At 56.9% G+C, this 20806-nt stretch carries 21 protein-coding genes; 17 read left to right on the top strand and 4 right to left on the bottom strand.

Going from position 1 to position 20806, the window contains the following annotated elements:
- Positions 1-28: 28 nt before the first annotated feature.
- Together ACE6ED_RS21095 and ACE6ED_RS21100 are read right to left on the bottom strand one after the other, a co-directional pair.
- Positions 29-760 (bottom strand): RluA family pseudouridine synthase, encoded by a 732-nt coding sequence (locus ACE6ED_RS21095; protein WP_410829389.1) that lies wholly within the window; start codon positions 758-760, stop codon positions 29-31.
- 4 nt (positions 761-764) lie between these two features.
- Positions 765-1628 (bottom strand): class I SAM-dependent methyltransferase, encoded by an 864-nt coding sequence (locus tag ACE6ED_RS21100; protein ID WP_410829390.1) that lies wholly within the window; start codon positions 1626-1628, stop codon positions 765-767.
- A 199-nt stretch (positions 1629-1827) separates the two neighbouring features.
- Here ACE6ED_RS21100 and ACE6ED_RS21105 point away from each other — a divergent pair, with 199 nt between their 5' ends.
- The 3 genes from ACE6ED_RS21105 to ACE6ED_RS21115 all read left to right on the top strand — a co-directional run bounded on the left by ACE6ED_RS21105 (position 1828) and on the right by ACE6ED_RS21115 (position 3698).
- A complete protein-coding gene (locus ACE6ED_RS21105) occupies positions 1828-2238 on the top strand; it encodes a sigma-70 family RNA polymerase sigma factor (protein WP_410829391.1) in 411 nt (136 codons plus the stop codon).
- Between the two features lie 240 nt (positions 2239-2478).
- Positions 2479-2931, top strand: coding sequence for a flavodoxin (locus tag ACE6ED_RS21110; protein ID WP_410829392.1), 453 nt, complete (start codon positions 2479-2481; stop codon positions 2929-2931).
- Between the two features lie 14 nt (positions 2932-2945).
- Positions 2946-3698, top strand: a complete 753-nt coding sequence (locus tag ACE6ED_RS21115; protein ID WP_410829393.1) for a hypothetical protein — start codon at positions 2946-2948, stop codon at positions 3696-3698.
- 286 nt (positions 3699-3984) lie between these two features.
- Here ACE6ED_RS21115 and ACE6ED_RS21120 read toward each other — a convergent pair whose 3' ends face one another.
- The gene (locus tag ACE6ED_RS21120; RefSeq protein ID WP_410829394.1) at positions 3985-4809 is read right to left on the bottom strand and encodes a GNAT family N-acetyltransferase; all 825 of its coding nucleotides are present in this window, start codon (positions 4807-4809) and stop codon (positions 3985-3987) included.
- A 113-nt stretch (positions 4810-4922) separates the two neighbouring features.
- Positions 4923-5249 (bottom strand): GNAT family N-acetyltransferase, encoded by a 327-nt coding sequence (locus ACE6ED_RS21125; protein WP_410829395.1) that lies wholly within the window; start codon positions 5247-5249, stop codon positions 4923-4925.
- Positions 5250-5497: 248 nt separating this feature from the next.
- On the opposite strand from ACE6ED_RS21125, the gene ACE6ED_RS21130 reads away from it, so the two are divergent.
- The 14 genes from ACE6ED_RS21130 (at position 5498) to ACE6ED_RS21195 (ending at position 20746) form a co-directional block, all read left to right on the top strand.
- Positions 5498-6433, top strand: a complete 936-nt coding sequence (locus ACE6ED_RS21130) for a hypothetical protein (RefSeq protein ID WP_410829396.1) — start codon at positions 5498-5500, stop codon at positions 6431-6433.
- Positions 6434-6645: 212 nt separating this feature from the next.
- Complete coding sequence (locus ACE6ED_RS21135) at positions 6646-7248, top strand: 50S ribosomal protein L25 (protein WP_410829397.1); 603 nt, start codon at positions 6646-6648, stop codon at positions 7246-7248.
- A 145-nt stretch (positions 7249-7393) separates the two neighbouring features.
- Positions 7394-8941 (top strand): vWA domain-containing protein, encoded by a 1548-nt coding sequence (locus tag ACE6ED_RS21140; RefSeq protein WP_410829398.1) that lies wholly within the window; start codon positions 7394-7396, stop codon positions 8939-8941.
- A gap of 113 nt (positions 8942-9054) precedes the next feature.
- Entirely contained in the window at positions 9055-9720 is a 666-nt protein-coding gene (locus tag ACE6ED_RS21145; protein ID WP_410829399.1) for a hypothetical protein, read from the top strand.
- A 176-nt stretch (positions 9721-9896) separates the two neighbouring features.
- On the top strand, positions 9897-11207 hold the full coding sequence (locus ACE6ED_RS21150) for a WD40 repeat domain-containing protein (RefSeq protein ID WP_410829400.1): 1311 nt from the start codon (positions 9897-9899) through the stop codon (positions 11205-11207).
- 318 nt (positions 11208-11525) lie between these two features.
- Positions 11526-11996 (top strand): DUF6376 family protein, encoded by a 471-nt coding sequence (locus tag ACE6ED_RS21155; RefSeq protein ID WP_410829401.1) that lies wholly within the window; start codon positions 11526-11528, stop codon positions 11994-11996.
- 124 nt (positions 11997-12120) lie between these two features.
- Complete coding sequence (locus ACE6ED_RS21160) at positions 12121-12435, top strand: hypothetical protein (protein WP_410829402.1); 315 nt, start codon at positions 12121-12123, stop codon at positions 12433-12435.
- A gap of 59 nt (positions 12436-12494) precedes the next feature.
- Positions 12495-13265: an MBL fold metallo-hydrolase gene (locus ACE6ED_RS21165; protein WP_410829403.1), complete on the top strand. Its 771-nt coding sequence runs from the start codon at positions 12495-12497 to the stop codon at positions 13263-13265.
- 278 nt (positions 13266-13543) lie between these two features.
- On the top strand, positions 13544-15613 hold the full coding sequence (locus ACE6ED_RS21170; RefSeq protein ID WP_410829404.1) for a bifunctional aldolase/short-chain dehydrogenase: 2070 nt from the start codon (positions 13544-13546) through the stop codon (positions 15611-15613).
- A gap of 149 nt (positions 15614-15762) precedes the next feature.
- Positions 15763-16521 carry a DeoR/GlpR family DNA-binding transcription regulator gene (locus ACE6ED_RS21175; protein WP_410829405.1) on the top strand — a complete coding sequence of 253 codons (759 nt, stop codon included), beginning with the start codon at positions 15763-15765 and terminating at the stop codon, positions 16519-16521.
- Between the two features lie 29 nt (positions 16522-16550).
- Positions 16551-17276 (top strand): (Fe-S)-binding protein, encoded by a 726-nt coding sequence (locus ACE6ED_RS21180; protein WP_410829406.1) that lies wholly within the window; start codon positions 16551-16553, stop codon positions 17274-17276.
- A complete protein-coding gene (locus tag ACE6ED_RS21185) occupies positions 17276-18796 on the top strand; it encodes a LutB/LldF family L-lactate oxidation iron-sulfur protein (RefSeq protein ID WP_410829407.1) in 1521 nt (506 codons plus the stop codon). The genes ACE6ED_RS21180 and ACE6ED_RS21185 overlap by 1 nt, the downstream gene beginning before the upstream one ends.
- On the top strand, positions 18789-19514 hold the full coding sequence (locus ACE6ED_RS21190) for a LutC/YkgG family protein (RefSeq protein WP_410829408.1): 726 nt from the start codon (positions 18789-18791) through the stop codon (positions 19512-19514). The genes ACE6ED_RS21185 and ACE6ED_RS21190 overlap by 8 nt, the downstream gene beginning before the upstream one ends.
- Before the next feature lie 260 nt (positions 19515-19774).
- Complete coding sequence (locus tag ACE6ED_RS21195; protein WP_410829409.1) at positions 19775-20746, top strand: acetylxylan esterase; 972 nt, start codon at positions 19775-19777, stop codon at positions 20744-20746.
- Positions 20747-20806 lie beyond the last annotated feature (60 nt).

The following is a 20806-nucleotide window of genomic DNA, read 5'->3' on the forward strand; positions in this document are numbered from 1 at the left end:
GGATAGCAAATAAACAGAAACAGGCCTCCTAATGGAAGGCCTGTTTCTGTATCTCTTGGGTCCATAAATTCCATGGATGAGCGGAAGGCGGCAGTGAGGTGAGCACCACTTCGCTGCGGCTGACCGGATGCGGAAAACCGACAACCGCGGACCAGAGCGCGATCTGCCAGCCCGGGCGGTTCACCCGGGCGCCGTATTTCTGGTCGCCGTAGAGCGGGCAGCCCGCATGGCTCAGCTGAACGCGGATTTGATGCGGCCGGCCGGTCAGCAGCTCGACCTTCAGCAGGCTGAGTCCGTCTGCCGATCCCAGCACCGCATAGTCGAGAATCGCGTCTTTCGCACCGGGCGTACCCGGACGCACGACCGTGACGGTATTGGTGCCCGGGTCCTTCAGCAGCGTATCCTGCAGCCGTCCCGACAGCGCCGGAGGTTTGCCGTGCACAACCGTCAAATACACTTTGCGGAAGCTGCGGTTTCTGATGCTTTCGGACAGACGGGAGGCGGCTTTGGATGTTTTGGCAAAAATCATGGCTCCCCCGACTGGCCGGTCCAGCCGGTGAACCAGTCCCAGAAACACATTGCCTGGCTTCTGGTAGCGCTCCTTCAAATCCTCTTTCAGCAGCGTAAGCATGTCCGGGTCGCCTGTGGAATCCTCCTGAACCGGCACGTTCACCGGCTTCACAACACCCAGCAGGTGATTGTCCTCGAACAGGATTGCAGAAGGATCAAACAAGCGGGATGAATGGTCATGATTGCCCATCGCCTTAGGACTCCCAGCGTCCGAGGATGCCGCACGGCAGATTCAAGCCGGAGGCGGTGATTGGCAGACCGATTTCTCCCGCTGAAATTTTGCCGCCGTACCGCTTGGTCATCGTCATTGACAGCATGTTGCGCAGTACAGTAGGCGAAATGCCCGTCGTATAAGAGTTGATCAGCAGGAATAGCGGACGGTCGCTCAATATCTCCAAGCAGCTTTCCAAAAACGGATACAAGCTGGATTCAAGCTTCCACGTCTCTCCGCTTGGTCCCCGGCCATAGGACGGAGGGTCCATAATGATGGCGTCGTATTTGCTGCCCCGGCGGCGTTCCCGCTGGACAAATTTGAATACGTCATCGGTGATGAAGCGGACGGGGCGTTCGCCGAGCCCGGACAGCTGCAGGTTTTCTTTGGCCCACTGTACCATCCCTTTGGCCGCATCCACATGCACAACCGACGCGCCCGCGCTGGCTGCAGCGACAGTGGCTCCGCCGGTGTAGGCGAACAGGTTCAGGACGGAAATCGGGCGTTTTTCCGCAGCGATTTTGTCCATCATCCAGCTCCAGTTGGCCGCCTGCTCGGGGAACAATCCGGTATGCTTAAAATTGGTCGGACGGATGTGGAACTTCAGGTTCCGGAATCCGACGCTCCAGCGCTCGGGAACCGGCTTTTTCATTTCCCACTGCCCGCCGCCGGAGGAGCTGCGGTGGTAATGGCCGTGCACATCCCGCCATTTGCCCGTTTCGTTGGCGATCGGCCAAATGATCTGCGGATCGGGCCGGCGCAAGATAATGTCGCCCCAGCGCTCCAGCTTTTCCCCGCCGCCTGTATCGATAACCTCGTAGTCTTTCCATTCGCTAGCGATATACATGATTCGATCCATCCTTCAAAAAAATTCATTTAGCCTTTATTGTACCTCATTTCCAGCCATTCACCAAGCCTGTCCGCTGTGACTAGCGGCAAGGGACGACAGGCGGTCCATTTGATTTAGTCTGCCACCTTTTGCCCGTTTCTACGTATGTAATAAAGATGAGCGGTTTTTCGGATTCTAATCAAAGGGTGGTGAGTGCATGAACGGCACCAAAACAATTGGGTGGCTGCTGCTGGGATTCGGCATGTTTGCCACGGCTGCGTATGCGGCCGGCTCTTTATGGTATGGCGTCGGCGATTGGCTTGGCTGGACCGTCTTCGGCTTGCTGCCGTCGGCTGCGGGAACCGAACTGAACCGCAGGGCGCGTTCAACCCGCAAACAGTGGATGGAGAAAGAAGTGCTTCAGCTGTCGGCCGAGCTCGGCGGCCATTTGACGGCGGGCGAGGTGGCTGTCCATTCCCGGCTGACGGTCGAGGAGTCGGAGCAGTGCCTGGAGCGGCTGCGGTCCAAAGGACTTATGCGCCTGAAAGTAGCCTCCAGCGGAGCTTATGTGTATGAATGCGTTGCATTGTTGAGTCCGGAAGAGAAACAGGAAGCGGAGAGGGTATAAAATGCAGGGATTTCCGGTCAGCCCGGGTACAAGCGTCAGCTCAGCGGAAGAGAGAGCGGCGCTTTTTTGTTATGAATTAATTGACAATGAGAATCATTATCAAATAGAATGAAGAAGAAGCAAGCATCCTTCCGGTCTGTTTTCGAAGACAGATGAACGAAACGGATGAACGAAGACGGATGAATATCGTTTGAGGCCGGATAAATAAAGTGGAGTTCAGTCCATACAGGAGGAGATACCATGGCCAATGTGCTGATTGTATATGCAAGTTTGACGGGAAACACCGAAGAGATGGCGGAGCTGATTGCAGAGGGAATCGTTCAGTCAGGCGGCGGAGCTGTGCTTAAGACGGCGGAAGCCTGCTCGGCGGAGGAACTGCTGGACTATGACGGGGTATTAATTGGTTCCTATACGTGGGGGGACGGCGAACTGGCGGACGAAATCCTTGATCTGTATGAAGAATTGGACGGAATTGACCTGAATGGCATGCGTTCGGCTGCTTTCGGCAGCGGGGATACGGGCTATGATAAATACTGCGGAGCCGTCGATCTGCTCGAAGCAAAATTGAGTGAACGCGGTGCGGAGCTCGTGCAGCCGGGACTGCGAATCGAATATGGCCCTAATGCGCAGGAAAAAGAGGACTGCCGCGCCTTCGGCCGGCGCTTCTCCGAAGCCTGCCAACCGGTGACCTGATGGGACGCCGCGAAATGGAACGCCGCGAATCAGGCGGCCGGGTCCGCGCCATGACAAACGTCCCGGGAACACAGAACTCCCGGCAGTTGACGGAGCTGCATGATTACCGGGTGGAATATACCCTGCTGAGTGAAGCCGGAGCGCTGCCCAGATGGAAGCAGCAGGCGCAGTATGCCCTCGGGCGGGCGCTTTGTGATTACTACAGCTTGTCCCCGCAGGTGCGAATGGAGACCCCCATCCAATTTGTATTGGAACGGGTTTGGCCCCCGAACAGCCGGGCGTTCCCGTCGCTGCTCGATTATTGGGATGTGAAGACCAAGCTGGCGGATGAACTGACCCGGTTCGCTTGTGCGGAAGACCCGGCGGATTACCCGGTAATGCGGTATGAGCAGTGGTCGGTTCCCGTCCCGCAGCTCTCGATTGACCTGTCGCTGATCGTGCAGCTTGGATGGCAGGCTCCCGGAGAAGGAAAAGGACTGATCCTGCAAAAATTTATGGTTCAAGGCGACGATGAGGTGATTAAGGCTTTTATACATATGGCCAATGTGTTCTGCCGGATGGCGTACGGCGTACCGCCGGAACGGATTGAGGTCCATTCCCTCTTGGACGGGATGAAGCATGTCGCTACAGGGGCAAAGCTGCCGCTGGAAAATTCGCTGGATTACGTGCGGCTTCTGGCCGCTTATATGCAGGAGGAACAACCTGAGCCTCAGCCGGCCTGCTCGGCTGGCGGGGCGGAGGACACTACCCGCAGCCTGCTTTGCTGATGGCGCAGGGCAGGTAGCTGGTGCAGCTTACAGGCGCTTACAGGCGTTACAGGCGCAAATTGCCGCCAACCGCTTGCCGTGCACAGCCAGTATCTGCAAGTGGCCGCCAGCCGCTTACAGCTGTCAGAAAGGCGGGCAGCTGCAGGGCGGGAAAGCAGGTGAAGCCGGATTTCAATAAGAGGCGGCTGCCGCTCAATACAGCGCCTCCCTAAAAAAACAGCCCAAGAACCGGAACAAGTCCATCCGGGTTCTTAGGCTGTTTTTGCGTATGCTTAGTAGTGAAGTGTTATCCGTTATACCGGAAATAATCCTGCTGTCCGGTCGTTTCAAATCCGCAGGATTGATACAGCTTCAGCGCCTGCGGATTATCAAGCGCCACCTCCAGGCAGACTCCGTTGCCGAGACGCCGTTCCCGGTCAATCGTCTGGAGCAGGGCGCTCCGTCCGATACCTTTGCCCCGGCCTTCGGGCATGACAGTAAAACCGTAAATCCAAGTATCGCCTTCGTCCGTCCACAACCGCAGCTTGCCGACAGGATCGCCGTTCAGTTCAATCATGATGTATTCATCCTGTTTGCGGATCAGGCGGTCATACATCTCGGAAGCTTCTTCGGGTTCCATCCCGAAGCCTTCAGCGTCCATCCGGACCATAACGCCGGCTTCTTCCGGCAGTGCCGGACGCAGGTTCACCCGTCCCGAAGGAATTGTATCCGCATCCGCGCCAGGCAGCTGCTGCCCGTTCCACTTCATCTGATATTCCGAATGCTGAAACTCGCAGTTCATCCGCTGCAGCAGCGCCTGGCCCGATGCCGAGTTCGCCGGCGTATTCAGCAGCACCTCCCGGTGGCCGGCTTCGCGGATACGAACCAGCGCTTGTGTCCACAGCGATGTAAAAATTCCCCGCCGTCTGTACCCCGGCCGCACCATCCCGCATACTTCCGCCTGCGGCCCAAACCCGTACACGCCGATAAACCCGGCAGTGAGTCCGTCTTCCTGATGCGTTGCCCACCAGGCATCTTCCGAGCGAAGCATATCCCAATTCAGCTTCAGCGTAATGCCTTCATACTGCTCGCAATACCGCTGCAGCTCCTCAATTTCCGTCCAATCTTTCATCCGTCTTTACGCTCCATTTCCGGTACGCGGTCACGCCAAGGCAGCCCTTAGCCTTGACACTGCGTAAAACGCCGCTTTCACGCCTGGAACCCTCCACGCGTCCTGATCTTATTTTATGAATCCTGCTTTAACACATCGCTGTACTCCGGGTGCTTTGCAAACTGATGCGCGGCGTACGAGCATTCCGGAATAATGTGTAGCCCTTCTTCTCTGGCCTTATCGACGACGGCGCGCACCAGCTTCTCGCCGGCTCCTTGGCCGCGCAGCGCTTCGGATACCCGGGTATGGTCAACCACCAATGTGCCGGGTTCATCGGCCGGCTGATAAAAAGTAATTTCGCCCAGGTTTTTCCCGTCTTCATCGCCCGGGATGTATAATTTGCCTTCTCCTTCTTTGATCGTCACCATTGTCATCACTCCATCTGTTCGTAGTACCCACATTTTACTATCCTGCACCGGAAAAAGCGAACCTTTGCCGCCGTCCAGCCGGCAGTTTCCTCTGGGCGTGCAACTGAATTTCCTTCAGATCTCGCTCCGCTCGTTCTCCGCAGACGACTACTGCACCAACTCTGGACGGTTTGGAGCACCGCTTTGCAAGTAACGTTTCATGAAACCTCAAACGGTTTACAACGTTACAATGATCAAGGACAACATTAGCTTGGACAGCGTTAGAGAAAGGATGAGCAGGGATGAATGAGTCGATCCGGCAATGGAATGAACGGCTGGCGGAGCTGAAAGAGCAGGGACGGCTGCACCGCAAATATGAAGTGAGGCGCGCGGAGCTGCTTGAGGAGCAAACCCGTCTGGAAGCGGAGGCGGAGCGCTGGCGGCAGCGGCTTGAACGGGAGCAGAAGGACGTGGACAGGCTGAAGGGCGTGTCGTTTGCGTCCCTGTTTTACAGCCTGACCGGTCAAAAAGAAGAACGCCTGGAAGCGGAGCAGGTGGAAGTGCTGGAAGCAAAGCTGCGGTACGACGGCGTCATTGCCGAATTGGCCGGCGTTAAGGAGCAGCTTGGGCGGGCAGAGGCGGATCTCCAGGAACTGGCCTCCTGGAAATACGAGTATGAGCGTCTGTACCGCGAGAAGGAACACGCGCTGCTGGAAGAAGATGCGGAGCTGCGCGAGCTGGCCGGGACCATTGCAGAGCTGAACGGACAAATTAAGGAGCTGGATGAAGCCCAGTTGGCGGGGGAAACCGTCGCGTCCCATCTGCGTCAGGCGGAAGCGAAGCTGCAGTCGGCCAAAAGCTGGGGCACCTACGATATGCTCGGCGGCGGAATGATTTCGACGCATATCAAACGCGGGCATATTGACGAAGCCGCTGATTACATTCATCAGGCGGAGCGCAGCATGGCCACGTTCAGCCGGGAGCTGGCGGATGTCGGCGGCGCGCTGGAGCAGGGAATGGACGCCAAACGGTTTTTGCGGTTTACGGATTATTTTTTCGATAACTTCATTACGGACTGGATGGTGCAGGGCAAAATCGCCGATACGCTGCAGGAAGTGAAGCGGCGCAGCGAGCAGGTTCTGGAAATTGTCGGCAAGCTGGATTTACGCCGCAAACGCCTGGAACAGGAGCGGGACCGCTCTTTGAATGTATACCGGCAAAAGGTGGAGCTGGGCTGACAGCCGGATAGGCTTCATGCCTTTGAATGCTGCCGTTATGCGGTTTGCTGATCCGGGAGACGGAGATTTCTGTGGAAAGGGAGTCCGGAAACGGGGAAGTCTACCATTTTTGACTGTGGTTCCAATAGAGGCTAATATGGTTAATAAGAGACTGATTAGAAATACATATCTAATCGGTTGGATATTCATCTACTGCTTAGGAGGGATAGGCAATGAATGAAACAGTGCAATTGACCGAAAGATCCGGCTCCACGTCGTCTCAGCGTAAACAGGGATACGTACCGGCGGTTGTCTATGGCGCGGGTTTGAGTTCCATTTCCTTAAAGGCCGAAGCAAAAACAATCGACCGGATTCTCAGCTACAATCCGCACGCCATTTTGAAGGCGGATCTGCCGGGCGCCGGGACGAAGCATGTCATGATTCAGGAAGTACAGCGTCAGCCGCTCAGCCGGGCGCTGCTGCATGTGGACTTTTTACAAATTGATATGAAAGCTGAGATTGATACCAAGGTGACGCTGAGCTTTGCAGGCGACGCTGCCGGTGTACGCAGCGGCGGCGTGCTCCAAACAGAGCTGTACGAGCTGGATATCCGGACGATGCCGGATAAGCTGGAGCCGACGCTTGAGGTGGATATCAGCGGCCTCGAAATCGGGGATCAGCTGCTCGTTTCGGATCTGCAGCCGAAGCAGGGCTGGGAGATTTTGAACGATCCGGAGACGCTGGTGGTCAAGATTGCGCCGCCGGTAGTTTCGGAAGCCGCGGATGACGCGGATGCCGGTGCGGAAGAAGCTGCCGAGGGTTCGGAGGAGGCTTAAGTAAGCGCATAAGCGGCTCACATTGCCGCTTTGCTATCATTGTATTGCAGCGGGAGACGGACACCGTCCGATTGAGGTGTCCGTCTTTTTTTGCAGAGATGGATATACATAGATTGACAATTGAATAAGGCGGGAGGATGAGTTTGTGGACCAATCAACTGTTCGGTTAGTGGCAGGCGCCAACGCCCCGCTGGCCAAAGGAGCGCAGTCCGCGTTTGTAACCGTGACCTGGGAGCATGCGCCAGCTGAGCTCGATGTCAGCTGTTTTATGGTCGGGGGAGACGGCAAGGTGCCGTCGGACGACTATTTTGTATTTTATAACCAGCCGGCCGATCCGCTCCGCAGCGTACAGTTCAGGCAGGAGGGCGCAAACCGCGCTGTTTTTGAAATCCGGCTGGCGGATTTGAGCACAGCGGGGATAGAGCGCTGCGTGTTCGCCGCAACGCTGGACGGGCCCGGCTCATTCGCCGGCGTATCCGGCTGCAAGGTTACCGCCGCCGCAGGAGGCAGCGAAGTCGTCTACGAGGTCAAGGACGGCGGAGCCGAAACCTCGCTTGTGCTGGCAGAGCTGTATAAGCATAAAGAAGATTATAAGCTGCGGGCTATCGGCAGAGGTTTCCACGGCGGATTAAAACCGCTTGCAGAGGCGCACGGCGTCGAAGTGGAAGATTCGGAGGACGAAGCGTCTGACGGAGCTGCAAGTTCACCGTCTGTCCCGCCAGTAGCGGATACGGGGTCTGCAACAGCGGGAGCAACCGGCCAGCAGCCGGCTGGAGACACCGGCCAATTTGCCGGTGGCACTCGGCCATCTGCAGGAGAAGACCCGGTTGGCGGCAGCTTAGCTAGCGGCAGCGTTGCCGGCGGCTCCCCGGCCGGGGGTTACACGCCGATGCAGGCCAATGTTCCGCCAGCGCAGGCGGGCGGTCCCAACGGAGCATCGTCCGCAGCGCCGCTGGCAGGTGGACCTGCCGGAAGCGGTGCCGGGCAGGACCCGCAGCCGCCCAAGCTGAACCTGACGAAAATTGATCTGCTCAAATCAAAGGTGGCAATTTCGCTGCGGAAAAAGAACATTGAGCACGAAAAGGCGCGTGTAGCCGTTGTTTTTGACGCGTCCGGGTCCATGAGCATGCTGTACAACAAAGGCGTGGTGCAGCGTGCTTTTGAACGGGTGCTGGCCGTTGCCGCCTGTCTGGATGACGACGGGGTGATGGATGTCTGGTTTTTTGCCACAAAAAGCAAACGGGCGCCCAGCGTAAACGAGCATCAATACGAAGACTATGTCAAGCGCACCTATCCGGGTCCCAAAATGTTCGGCGGGCTGGGCGTTGGGAACAACGAGCCGGTGGTGATGGCGGACGTCATCAAGAAGTACACGAAGGAGTCGCCGTCGGCGCTGCCTACGTATATTATCTTTTTCAGTGACGGGGGCATTTACGAGACGAAAAAGATCTCCAAACTGCTGGTGGACAGTTCAGGCAGCAATTTGTTCTGGCAGTTCGTCGGGATCGGAAACGCCGATTACGGCGTTTTGCGGCAGCTTGATGATCTAAGAGGACGCGTTTTGGATAATGCCGATTTTTTTGCGCTAGACGATATGGACCGGGTTAGCGACGAAGAGCTTTACGACCGGCTGTTCGATGAATACCCGAAATGGCTGAACGAAGCCCGCCGGATGGGAATCGTACGTTCGTAAATGTAACGTTCACGTATTCATTGCAGCTGTATAGCTCGCAGGTAGAATATAACATTGAATAAGGCCGATTAGTGTGCGGCGGCGGAATCAGACCAACACAGGAGAGATGCGCAATGGCGTTGTGGCAGTATACATCCGTACCGGAACCGGCAGAGCTGGAACGGAGAATGAAGGTGCTTGCCGGTTTGGATATCATTTTATGCGAGGAGGATTGGCTGCGGGTTCACCGGTACGATCCCGAGTGGACAAAAGGGGCGGCGCTTGGCACCGTCGACAACGGAGCGGGCGATCAGCTGCATGTGATTTTTGCGGAAGCCGGAACGCTAATCCGCGGATTCGACCACGAATCCCCGCTTAGTCCGCATGCCCGGGAAGAATACGGGTTATGGCCGGGCATGTATGACGGGCTGCCTGCAGCTCTGCGCAGCTGCATGGAAGCCGGGGAATGGGACGAAGAAGAGACGACGTTTTGTTTATGGCGGCTCCCTGAAGCTTCGTTATGGGAAACGGGTCTACTAAGGGAGCTGGACAGCCTGGAGAATGAAGCGGATGCTGCCGGGGGCGCTTCCTTTTTGCTTGGCTTTTTAGCCGAAACGCCGGAGATATACGCGGATTGGGCGCAGACCTATTTTGACGAAGCAGAGCGGCCAATTCCGCTTGAGGCGGTTGCACGCATCTATGCGGGCGAAGCGGTAACGGAGGCGCTCATCAAAGAACTGAATCCGCAGCGCGATTCGGCGGAAGCGCTGGAAGAACTCCAGCGGATCGGATTCGTTTGAACATTGATCAGTCATGCCGCAAGGGCGGAGAAGGTTCACTGCATTTTTTGTTCAGCCTATAAGCGGTTTAAGCGCTATAAGCTGTTTTAAGCAGCAAATCTCATAATGGATGTTGCGGCTAAAATGGGCTGCGGGCCGATAAGAGGAACCGGGGAAACATGAGGAGGAGTGAAAAAATGACTTGGCTGGACGCGGAAACGGCAGCCTTCTGGCGTAAGGAAGGAAAACGATACGCACAGGAAATTAACGAATATGTGCGCAAAGGAATGGAAACCGGTTGGACCGTGGAAATGCCGGAACCCAAAGGGGACACCAGAAATACAGCAGCGGATCAAGTTGTGCAAATGATCCGGGAAGCCAATGCTGCGGGTGAAACCGCACGGCTCAGAGAAGAGCTTCCTCCGGCAACATGGCCCTTAACCGGAGCGTTTGAAAAAAAGATTCAGGCGATCCGCGAAATCGTATTTTTGGATAACCGCACCGTTGCGTTTACGTCCGGTTCTGCGTACGAAGATGGCTGTGTGCATGTTGCTGGACCGGAAGGCATCGAGTCTTACCCGTCCGTCCGGATGATTGGCGTCTCGCCTGGAGGCGGCGTGTATGCGCTGGTGGACGAGACTGGAATTCGCGTAACGGAAAGCTTGAATGAACGTCTTGAAGGCAAGGAACGCTTCCGCTGGTCCTGGGACGCCATTCAAGAGCGGATACGCGCTGCCGCCGAAGGGATAAAAACACTGGGGAACGCGGAGCATCCTGTATATGCAGTCGACCAGGTGATTCCGCTGGCGGGGAGCGAAACGCTGCTGCTGATTGGCGCATGGGGCGTTTACCGGGTGGAACCCGAACGGGCCGAGCTGCTGCACCCAACCGTAGAGGACTTGAAAGAGATGGAAATGGAAGACAGCCGAATCGATATGCAGCACGGCGCCGTATCTCCCGACGAACGTTGGGCCGCGTTCGGTAATCAAGGCAGCAATCATCATCTGCTGGATTTGGAGACCGGGAAGGCTTACGAGTTTCACCCCCTATCCAGTTATCCGCACTACAGCTTGTTTACGGAGGACGGCAGGGAAGCCTGGTTTAATTCCTGCCATTTTTATAATGGTTCGACGCTGCGGATAACCTTGGAGGAAGCCGTCCTGCCGGGCGCGGAGCAGAAGGAGGACTGGCCGGTGGCCGAAGACGAAGCCCGCGTTTATGCGGCCGCCGCCTGGAACGGCGGGGTGCTTCTCGGCGACGCCTACGGTTACTTAAGACGGGTAAGGCAGGACGGGGAGCCGGAATGGAGGCATTTTTTGGGCAGCACGATTTCCGGAATGGCCGTGTCAGCGGACCGCCGCACTCTGGCTGTTGGTACATACGGGGGAATGCTGCACTTACTGGACCTGACCTCACAGGAAATGGATGACTATTCGATCGGAACCGGTACGCTGCGGGAAACGCTGCGATATGTGGTCTGGCGGGACGAAACGCCGATGGTATGGTAACTGCGCTGGCAGGCTGTTACAAGCACGTCTGTTTCGGGTATAATGGGGATAAGTGTTAAAGGGGAGTAGCCCAATTTAGGCAAAGTCGTCAATACGGGAGCAGGCCGCTCCCCGGCTTTGCCGGCAGCAGACGCTGCTGGCGAGACCTTTACCAAATTTATTTGGTGAGGTCTCTTTTTTGTATCCGCCAGGCGGAGACCTCACAAGGGGTCTCCGTTTTTTTATGCGGATTACCCCAGCCTGCAACATCCGGTCGAGCAGCCCGCTTATCAGGGCCTAACGTTTGACTGCATTAATCTAACAGGAGGCTGATTCAGGATGAAGATGAAAAAAGGCAGTACTTATATTGCGGCGGCATTGGTGTTCACTTTGTCGCTTACGGGATGCGGGGCGCTGAATTCGGTGGATCAGACGCTGAACTACGTCAATGATACCACGTCGTACATTCAGGAAGTCGGCAGCTTTGGCAGCAGGCTATCCGAGCTGTCGCAGGATGCAGTACTGAGCGATGAAGCAAGAACGCAGCTGGAGAATGAACTGAATGGAATCAAGGACAGCATCGAGCAGTTTGCCGCCACCGACGCCCCGGCTTATGCGGAAAGCCTGCACACTAACCTTACCGAATACAGCAGTGATTTGGGGGCACAGGTGGACTCTCTTTTGACCCAGCTGCAGAGTGGGGAGTGGAAGCCCGAGTGGCTGGAGCAGTCCCAAATTCCGGAGCTGGCGGGGGACATTAACGGACTGCTGGATCAGCTGAAGAATCTTGGCGGAGGGGAGGGGGGCTAAACTGCCAGGAAGCGAATTAGCTCATCCATAAACTTGCCGATATCAGCGTGCAGCGTGAAAATTCCCCTATCGTGCCGCGCCGGTGCGGTCTAACCTGTGGCATAATAAACCAGGGGTGTAAATAGTGAAAAATAACCGGAGTATCTTGTTTGTTATTTTCCTTTTCCTTCTTTTAATGGGCTGTTCAACTTCAGCTAAGAATAACTTGCCAAATGGTGATGACCCCGTGTCTTGGATTAACTTTGAAGGGGCAAAATACGATTTTTACAGAACAGACGTCTCAATCGGTGACTCGCTTGTTTCGACTACTGAGAAGACGGATGCAGACGATGGAACGGAAAGCGGCCTGGAGATATTCGAAGAAAAGAATGGTGATGGCAGGAGTTTATTTATTCAAGATCCGATGAACCAAGAGTGGGCTGAATATAGATTAAAATGATAGGATTCATAACGTTTAAGCAAAACCGCATTGCTAAGAAGGAGCCCGGATCAGTGTTTATGAAAAAATCGAAATATTATGAATATCACAAATTGACGGACGGCGTTTACGCGCTTTTGGTCAAAACAGAAAGTGAAGCATCGGTGAATGCGGGTTTGATTGATTTAGGGGACGGCGTACTCACATTTGACCTTGCCGGATTTCCGGGAGCTGTTGAGGAAGCTCAGCATGCCGCAGGAGAGCTTTTCGGCAAACCGGTGATCGGAACGGTAATCAGTCACGGGGCGCTTGCTCGCGGTGCGGCTGCAAACGGAAACTTATACAAGCCGGTGCTGTCTTCATCAGTGGGTGACCGCCTGGAGCAGCTTATACCGGACAAAAAACGCAAGCTGGCCGTCCTGCATGGCGAGCGGCAGAAGCTGGAGCGGAGACTTGCGCTTGTGGACGACGATTTGACCCGGGAAGGATTGCTCGGCCGGATAAAAAAAGTAGAGGAGCAGCAGCAGCTCCTGCTTAACTCGTCACTAGTGCTCCCGGCAGTGACTTTTGAACGGACGCTCCGGCTGTATGGAACAGCCCGGATGGTGGAACTGACCGCGTTTGGTCCCGCCCGCACACAGAGCGATACCGTGCTTTTCCTGCCGCAGGAACGGATTTTGTTTGGCGGAAGCCTTGTGGTCAGCGGGCAGTGTCACCCTCAAGCGGATGGGAACTCCAGCGGGTGGCAGAACGCACTGCGGGAAGTAAGCAAGCTGGACGTCCGCTGCATTGTACCTGGCCGTGGTGATGCGGGCGGAGGGGAGCTGCTGGATTCGGCCGGTCTGGAGTGATCGGACTGGAGTGACCAGACCGGAGTGACCGGATCTGAGTGACCGAACCGGATCTGCAAGCATTGGCGTAAGCCCATTTAGATTGCCGTAGTTTCAAGCGTCTATGCTTGAAACTACGGTTTTTTTTGCGTTATATCCAACTATCCTGAATCGAAAAGCAAAAACAAACAAAAAAAATCAGGTATTTTCAAAAATACAAACTGATGTTATGATAAAAATCATAGATAAACAAAGAAAAACAAAAACAAAACAAAATATACAAACGGAGGTAATAAACAATGGTGCAAAGTTTGTGGGATACGGCGAAAGCGGCGGAAATGAAAAACGAGTTGGACCAGCTGGTCTACCGTTCCAATCTTCTCGGCAGCGACCGGCGGGTATGCAACTGGGGCGGCGGCAATACGTCGGTGAAGACGACGGTCCAGGATTTTCGCGGACGGGATGTCCAGGTGATGTTCGTCAAAGGCAGCGGCTCGGACCTGGCGACGATGAAAGCGCTTAATTTCACAGGGCTCCGGCTGGACGACATCGCCCCGCTGTTTGAACGGGAGGAAATGCCGGATGAAGACATGACCGCTTACCTGGCGAACTGCATGATCGACCCCAAACATCCCCGCGCTTCGATCGAAACGCTGCTGCATGCGTTCCTGCCTTTTCCGCATGTGGATCACACGCACCCTGACAGCATTATCTCCCTGTGCTGCGCGGATAACGGACGGGAACTGGCGAAGGAGATTTTTGGCGACAGGTTCGTCTGGGTGCCTTACATCCGTCCGGGCTTCACGCTGTCCCGCATGATCGCTAAGGCGGTCTTAGACAATCCGCAGGCCGAACTGGTGCTGATGGAGAAACACGGGCTGGTGACCTGGGGCGACACCTCAGAGGCATGTTATGCCAAAACGATTGAAATTATCAGCGAAGCGGAACGGTTTATCGAATCCCGCGTAAACGAGCCGGAGCTGTTCGGCGGCACAAACTATGCGCCGCTGCCGGAAGAAACACGGCGCCGGCTTGCCGCCGCCGTAATGCCGGCCATCCGGGGCGCGGTCAGCGATGAAAAGCGGATGATTCTCTCTTTTGACGATGCGGATGACGTGCTCCAATTTGTAGGCAGCCGCGATGCAGCTGCGCTCTCCCGCGTAGGGGCCGCCTGCCCGGACCATCTGGTGCACACAAAACGCGTCCCGCTGCTCGTTGACTGGACGCCGGAAGCAAGCGATCTGGAAGGACTGAAGCAGGCGCTGACAGACGGTATTGCCGCTTATAAAGAAGAATATAAAGCGTATTTTGAACGCAACCGCAGTGAAGGTGATGTCATGTTCGAGGCGGCTCCCCGCGTGATTTTGATTCCGGGCGTCGGCATGATCAATACCGGAAAAAGCCTGGCGATGAGCAAGGTCAGCGGCGCGCTGTACCACCGTGCGATTGCCGTGATGCGCGGCGCGACGGCGCTGGGTAAATTCGTTTCTTTGAGCGAAAGCGAATCCTATGCGGTGGAATATTGGCCGCTTGAGCTTTACAAGCTGTCTCTGGCTCCCGCCGAAGCGGAGTTCTCCCGCAAAATCGCTTTGATTACCGGAGGCGCGGGCGGAATCGGCAGCGCGACCGCCCGGAGATTGACGGCCGAAGGCGCGCATGTCGTGCTGGCGGATCTGAATCTGGAGGGCGCGCAAAAGGTAGCCGACGAGCTGAACGCCCAATACGGGGAAGGCCGCGCGCTTGCGGTGAAGATGGACGTCACAAAGGAAGAAGAAGTTGCCGAAGCCTACGCGCAGGCAGCACTGGCTTACGGCGGCGTGGATATTATCGTCAACAATGCGGGCCTGGCCACCTCCAGTCCTTTTGAAGAAACGTCGCTTAAAGAGTGGAACCTCAATATGAACGTGCTGGGCACAGGGTATTTCCTGGTCGCCCGCGAAGCGTTCAAGCAAATGCAGACGCAGGGCATCGGGGGCAGCATGGTGTTTATCGGCTCCAAAAATTCCGTGTATGCCGGCAAAAACGCCAGCGCCTACAGCTCCGTCAAAGCGCTTGAAGCGCATTTGGCCCGCTGTATCGCGGCGGAGGGCGGCCAATACGGCATCCGGGTCAATTCGATTTTGCCGGATGCGATTCTGCAGGGCTCCGCGATCTGGAACTCCAACTGGCGCAACGAGCGTGCGGCCGCTTACGGCATCGAGCCGGACCAGCTGGAGGAGTATTACCGCAAACGGACAACGCTGCTGGTTAATATTTATCCGAGCGATGTAGCCGAATCGATTGCGTTTTTTGCCTCCTCCCGTTCCGAAAAAACGACGGGCTGCATGCTGACGGTCGACGGCGGCGTTCCGGCGGCGTTTACCCGCTGATCCGCACCCGCTTGTTTCCTGGTATGGGAAGGCTGGAACCCGCCCTCAGTTTCGGATACACTGGACTGTAAACGATGCCGCGTTTGTAAGGCGGCGGCCGGTTATCTGTAGCCGCTGCCATAAACGCGCAGAAAGGACGGGAACAAACGATGCTGGTACCGGAGCGATATGAACGAATCGTCCAGCTGGTTAATGAAAAAGGCAGCATGCGGGTGACGGAACTCAGCGCGCTCTGTAAAGTCACGGAGGAGACGATCCGAAGGGACCTGGACCGGCTGGAGCGGGAGGGACGGCTGCGGCGTTCGCACGGCGGTGCGGTGAGCATCAAGGAGCAGCAGCCGGAAATTCCTTTTGTTGAACGGGAGATTTTGCACCCGCTGCAGAAACGGGCGATCGCCGCCGAAGCAGTGCGGCATGTCCAGCCCTGGGACAAAATCGTGCTGGATGCCAGCACCACCGCTTGGTATATGGCGGCAATTCTTCCGGATATTCCGCTGACGGTGCTGACGAATTCGATCAAAGTGGCGACCGAGCTGAGCGGCAAAGAGCAGATTGAGGTCATCTCCACCGGAGGGCAGCTTGCGAAACGCTCGCTGTCTTATGTGGGCGGGGCGGCGGAACGTTTTTTGGAAAACTATTATGTCGATAAAGTCTTTCTCTCCTGCAAAGGAGTTCATTATGAACGGGGCATCAGCGAATCCAGCGAGCTCCAGGCACGGGTAAAACAGCAGATGCTGCGGATGTCGGATCAGGTGTATCTGCTGGCCGACGCCAGCAAATTCGGCACCCCGTCCTTCGCCCGCGTCGGTTCGCTGGAGGAGACCCAGATGATTATCACCGATGAACGGTTGCCGGCCGAAACCCGCCAGCAGCTGCAACAACTGGGCCTCGAGGTCGCCGTGGTGTAACGGCTGCCTGAGGCCGGAAGGAGGCTGCCATGAAGGTATCCTTGTTTATAACCTGCCTCAGCGACGTCATGTTCCCGCGCGTCGGCGATGCGATGGTCCGGGTGCTGGCGCGTTACGGGGTGAAGCTGGATTTTCCCCCGGTCCAGACGTGCTGCGGACAGCCCGCTTACAACAGCGGTTATTGGGACGAGGCGAGACAGACCGCCAAGACAATTGTGGAAGCGTTTGAGAGCAGCGATTTTGTGGTTTCGCCTTCCGGATCATGCACTTATATGATTCATCATTACCCGGAGCTGTTTAAGGACGACCCGGTTTTAAAAGCAAAAGCCGAAGCGCTTCAGGCCAAAACCTATGAATTCACCCAGTTTCTTGTTCATGTGATGGGGGTCACCGACATTGGAGCGGAGTTTCCGCATAAAGTGACGTACCATCCCTCCTGCCACGGCAGCCGTCTGCTTGGCGTCAAGGATGAGCCGATGCAGCTGCTTGGCCGCGTCAAAGGGCTGGAGTTTGTGCCGCTGCCGTTTGCGGAGGACTGCTGCGGTTTTGGCGGGACATTTGCGGTGAAGATGGCGGATATTTCGGGAGCCATGGTTACGGAAAAAGCCGACCACGTGCTGGAGACGGAAGCCGAGGTGCTTGTCGGACTCGACATGGCCTGCCTGCTGAATATTGCCGGTAATCTGCGGTTCCGCGGCGAGCCGGTGCGCGTGATGCATCTGGCGGAGCTGCTTGCGGAAGGAGTGGGCGCCTGATGAGCCAGACGAAAGCCAAACCGTTAGGCACCGTAAAGAAGCGTGCGGATCTTGCGCTGAACAACGATTTTCTCCGGCAGGCCGTCCGGTATACGACCGAGCGGCTCCGCTCGGGCAAACGGAGCGCTTCCGAAGAACACGGCAACTGGGACGAATGGCGTGAGCGCGGCCGGCAGATCCGGCTGCATACGATCGCCCACCTCGATTATTATTTGAACCTGTTTGCGGACAATGCCCGGAAAAACGGCGTGCATGTGCATTTTGCCGATACGGGGGCGGAAGCGGTGGCCATCGCGCTGGAGATTGCGCAGCACAAAGCGGCCAAATCCGTTGTGAAATCCAAGTCCATGGTGTCCGAAGAGCTGCACATGAACCATGCGCTGGAATCTATCGGCATAGAAGCGGTCGAAAGCGACCTTGGCGAATATATCATCCAGCTGGCGGGCGAAACGCCGTCGCATATCATCATTCCGGCCATCCACAAAAACCGGTATCAAATCGCCGAGCTGCTGTCTGCGGAAGCGGGCGAAACGCTGGCTGCCGAAACGACGGTGCTGGCCGGATTTGTCCGCAAGCGGCTGCGCGAAAAGTTCCTGGACGCGGATATCGGCATGACCGGCTGCAATTTTGCCATTGCGGAGACCGGCTCGATGGTACTGTTTGAAAATGAAGGCAATGCCCGGATGGTGACGACGCTGCCGAAAACGCAGATCACCCTGATGGGCATGGAGCGGATTATCCCGTCCTGGGAGGACCTGGAGGTGATGGCGACACTGCTGCCCCGGTCGGCGACCGGCCAAAAGCTGACCGTGTATATGTCCGGCATTACCGGACCCAAGCGGGAGGCGGACGGCGACGGACCGGAGGAAATGCACATCATCATCCTCGACAATGGACGGTCCAATCAGCTGGGCGATCCCGAGTTTCAGGAGCTGCTGAACTGCATCCGCTGCGGCGCCTGCCTGAACGCCTGCCCGGTATACCGGCACATCGGCGGACACGCGTACGGCGGCACCTACAGCGGGCCGATTGGGGCGGTGCTTACGCCGGCGCTGAACTCTAACGTCGCCGAATGGGACGACATCGCCAACGCTTCAAGCCTGTGCGGCGCCTGCTATGAAGCTTGTCCGGTCAAAATCCCGCTGCACGACATGCTGGTCTACCTGCGCCGCCGCAAGGTGGAAGGGGGACACACGGCGGCCGGCGAGAAGTTCGGCATGCGGGGCTTCGCGGCTGCCGCAGGCGACGCCGGGCGGCTCAGCAAAGCCGTTAAAGCCGGCAAGTGGGGGCAGAAGCTGCTTGTCCGCGAAGGCGTAATCCGCGCCCGGATCGGGCCGCTGAAGGGCTGGAACCGCTACCGGGTGACGCCGGCGATTCCGAAGGAATCGTTCCGCGACCGCTGGGACGGTCTCCAGCGGGATCTTGCCGGTAGGACGCCGGAAATGCCCGATGCGGTGCGCGGCCGGATGGAGAAGATCCTGCGGCAACGACGGGAAGCGGGAGGACGAGGTCATGAGTGACGAGTACACGCAGTGGCTGGAGATGAAGCGGGAGGCGGCGCTCCGGAAGCAGGAGCGTTTTATGGACGGGATTGCCGGCAGGCTGGGACGTCCGCGGCAGACGGCGGCGCCGGTGCAGCCTTTCCGCGGAGCGCCCGAATTTTGGGAAACGTTCCGCTGGGAGCTGGATGAGCGAGCCGAACGTTTTCTGGCGAATTTCCGCAGCGTAGGCGGGCATGCCGAGCGGCTGCCGTCCTGGGAGGCGGCGCGCGCCTTTATCGCCGGGAAAGCGGAGGAGATGGGCGCAACAATCGTGCTGCGCCAGAACCAGCCGGAGCTTGACGCGCTGGAGCTGGAGGCGGCGCTTCCCGGCTCGTCCGTGGCGGTCTGGAACAGCGATCCCGCCACGGACTGGAAGGCGCGTGCGGCGGAAGCGGACTTCGGCGTTGTAGCCGCCGATTACGCCGCCGCTTACACCGGCTCGGTAACGGTGCTGTCTTCGCCGGACAAAGGGCGTGCGGTCAGCCTGCTGCCGACCGTACTGTTTGTGCTGATTCCAATGGAGCGGCTGAAGACAACCCTCGGCGAAATCACCTGTGAATTTGACCGGATGGGGCGCGAGCAGCTGCCCGCGGGCATCCATTTTATTTCGGGGCCTAGCCGTTCGGCGGATATTGAAAACGACTTGACGATTGGCGTGCATGGTCCAGGCGTGGTTTATGCGCTGTTGATTGGATAGAGACAGCAGGAGAGAAGGGGCAGCCGGGGAGCGGGTGTCCCTTCTTTTTTTATCGCGCTGGGGTGGAGATGGGGTGGTGATTGGGCGGAAGTTGAGGCTAGGAAGCAACCCTGCGCGCGCTGAAATTCCAGAACCTAACTGTTTCCGTTTACATCTGGAGGCGGTGGTAGGATAATAGAACACGTATGGCTTGGACGTCTGCAGCAGGCAGAAGGGCGTCACAGAGCCGAAACCGAAGGATGAGAGAAGGAGAAACTGTAATGAATGCCATCGAAACACGCAAATGGGAACTTGAGAACTGCCGTCCGGACCCAACACTGGACGAAGAAACGGTAAACGCCTATTGGGAGCGGATGCTGGCCCAACATGCCAACCGGCCGCTGGATGTTACGCGAACGCCGGAAGCCACTCCATACCCGCTGATGGAAGTATCCCAAGTAACCTACAAAGGCTTTGACGAGACGCCGATCCACTGCTGGCACATCCAGCCTGCCGTGGCGGATTCATCGGATGTACCGCGTCCATGTATCGTCAAGTTCCAGGGGTATACTGGGGACCGCGGCTTCCCGGAACGGTACGCTCCGCTGCTGATCATGGGTTACTCGGTCCTTGCGGTTGATATCCGGGGACAAGGCGGAGAGACCGGCAACCTGCTGCCGATGGAGTCGGGTGTCCGGCGCGGCTGGATTACGCAGGGAATCATGGACAAGGAACGCAGCTATTACATGGCGTTGGCCATTGACGCGGTGCGGGCCGTGGAGACGGCTGCGCTGCTGCCTGGCGTCGATCCTAATAAAATCGCCGTAAACGGCGGAAGCCAAGGCGGGGGCCTGTCCCTGCTGGCCGGTGCGCTGAGCAAACGTGTTGCGGCAATTGTCGCGGATATTCCCAATATGTGCCGGCTCGACTTCGGTGTGCTGAATTCCACGAGTTCTCTGACGGAAATCGCGGATTACATCAAGCGGTATCCCGAGCGGATGGAAGCCATATTGGAGAATTTGGCCTACTTTGATATGGTAAATCTGGCTCCCCGCATTGAGGCCCCTGTCCTGATGTCTGTGGGCTGGAAGGACACCGTCTGCATGCCTGAAACGATTTACGCGGCATATCACCGCATCCGGTCGACGAAGCAAATCTGTGATTATCCGTTCTCCGGACACGAGGTCGGAGAGCTGCACAACCGGCGGGCCGCGGAGTTCATGCTGCACCATTTGGGCGGCACCTCAGAATAAAGTGTCCTAGAACTGGATGCTGACGGGATTAGCCGGCGGGATTAAAATAAAAAAAGCGGC

Origin of the sequence: Paenibacillus nanchangensis, assembly GCF_046543445.1 — a bacterium.
Taxonomy (GTDB): Bacteria; Bacillota; Bacilli; order Paenibacillales; family Paenibacillaceae; genus Paenibacillus_AQ; species Paenibacillus_AQ nanchangensis.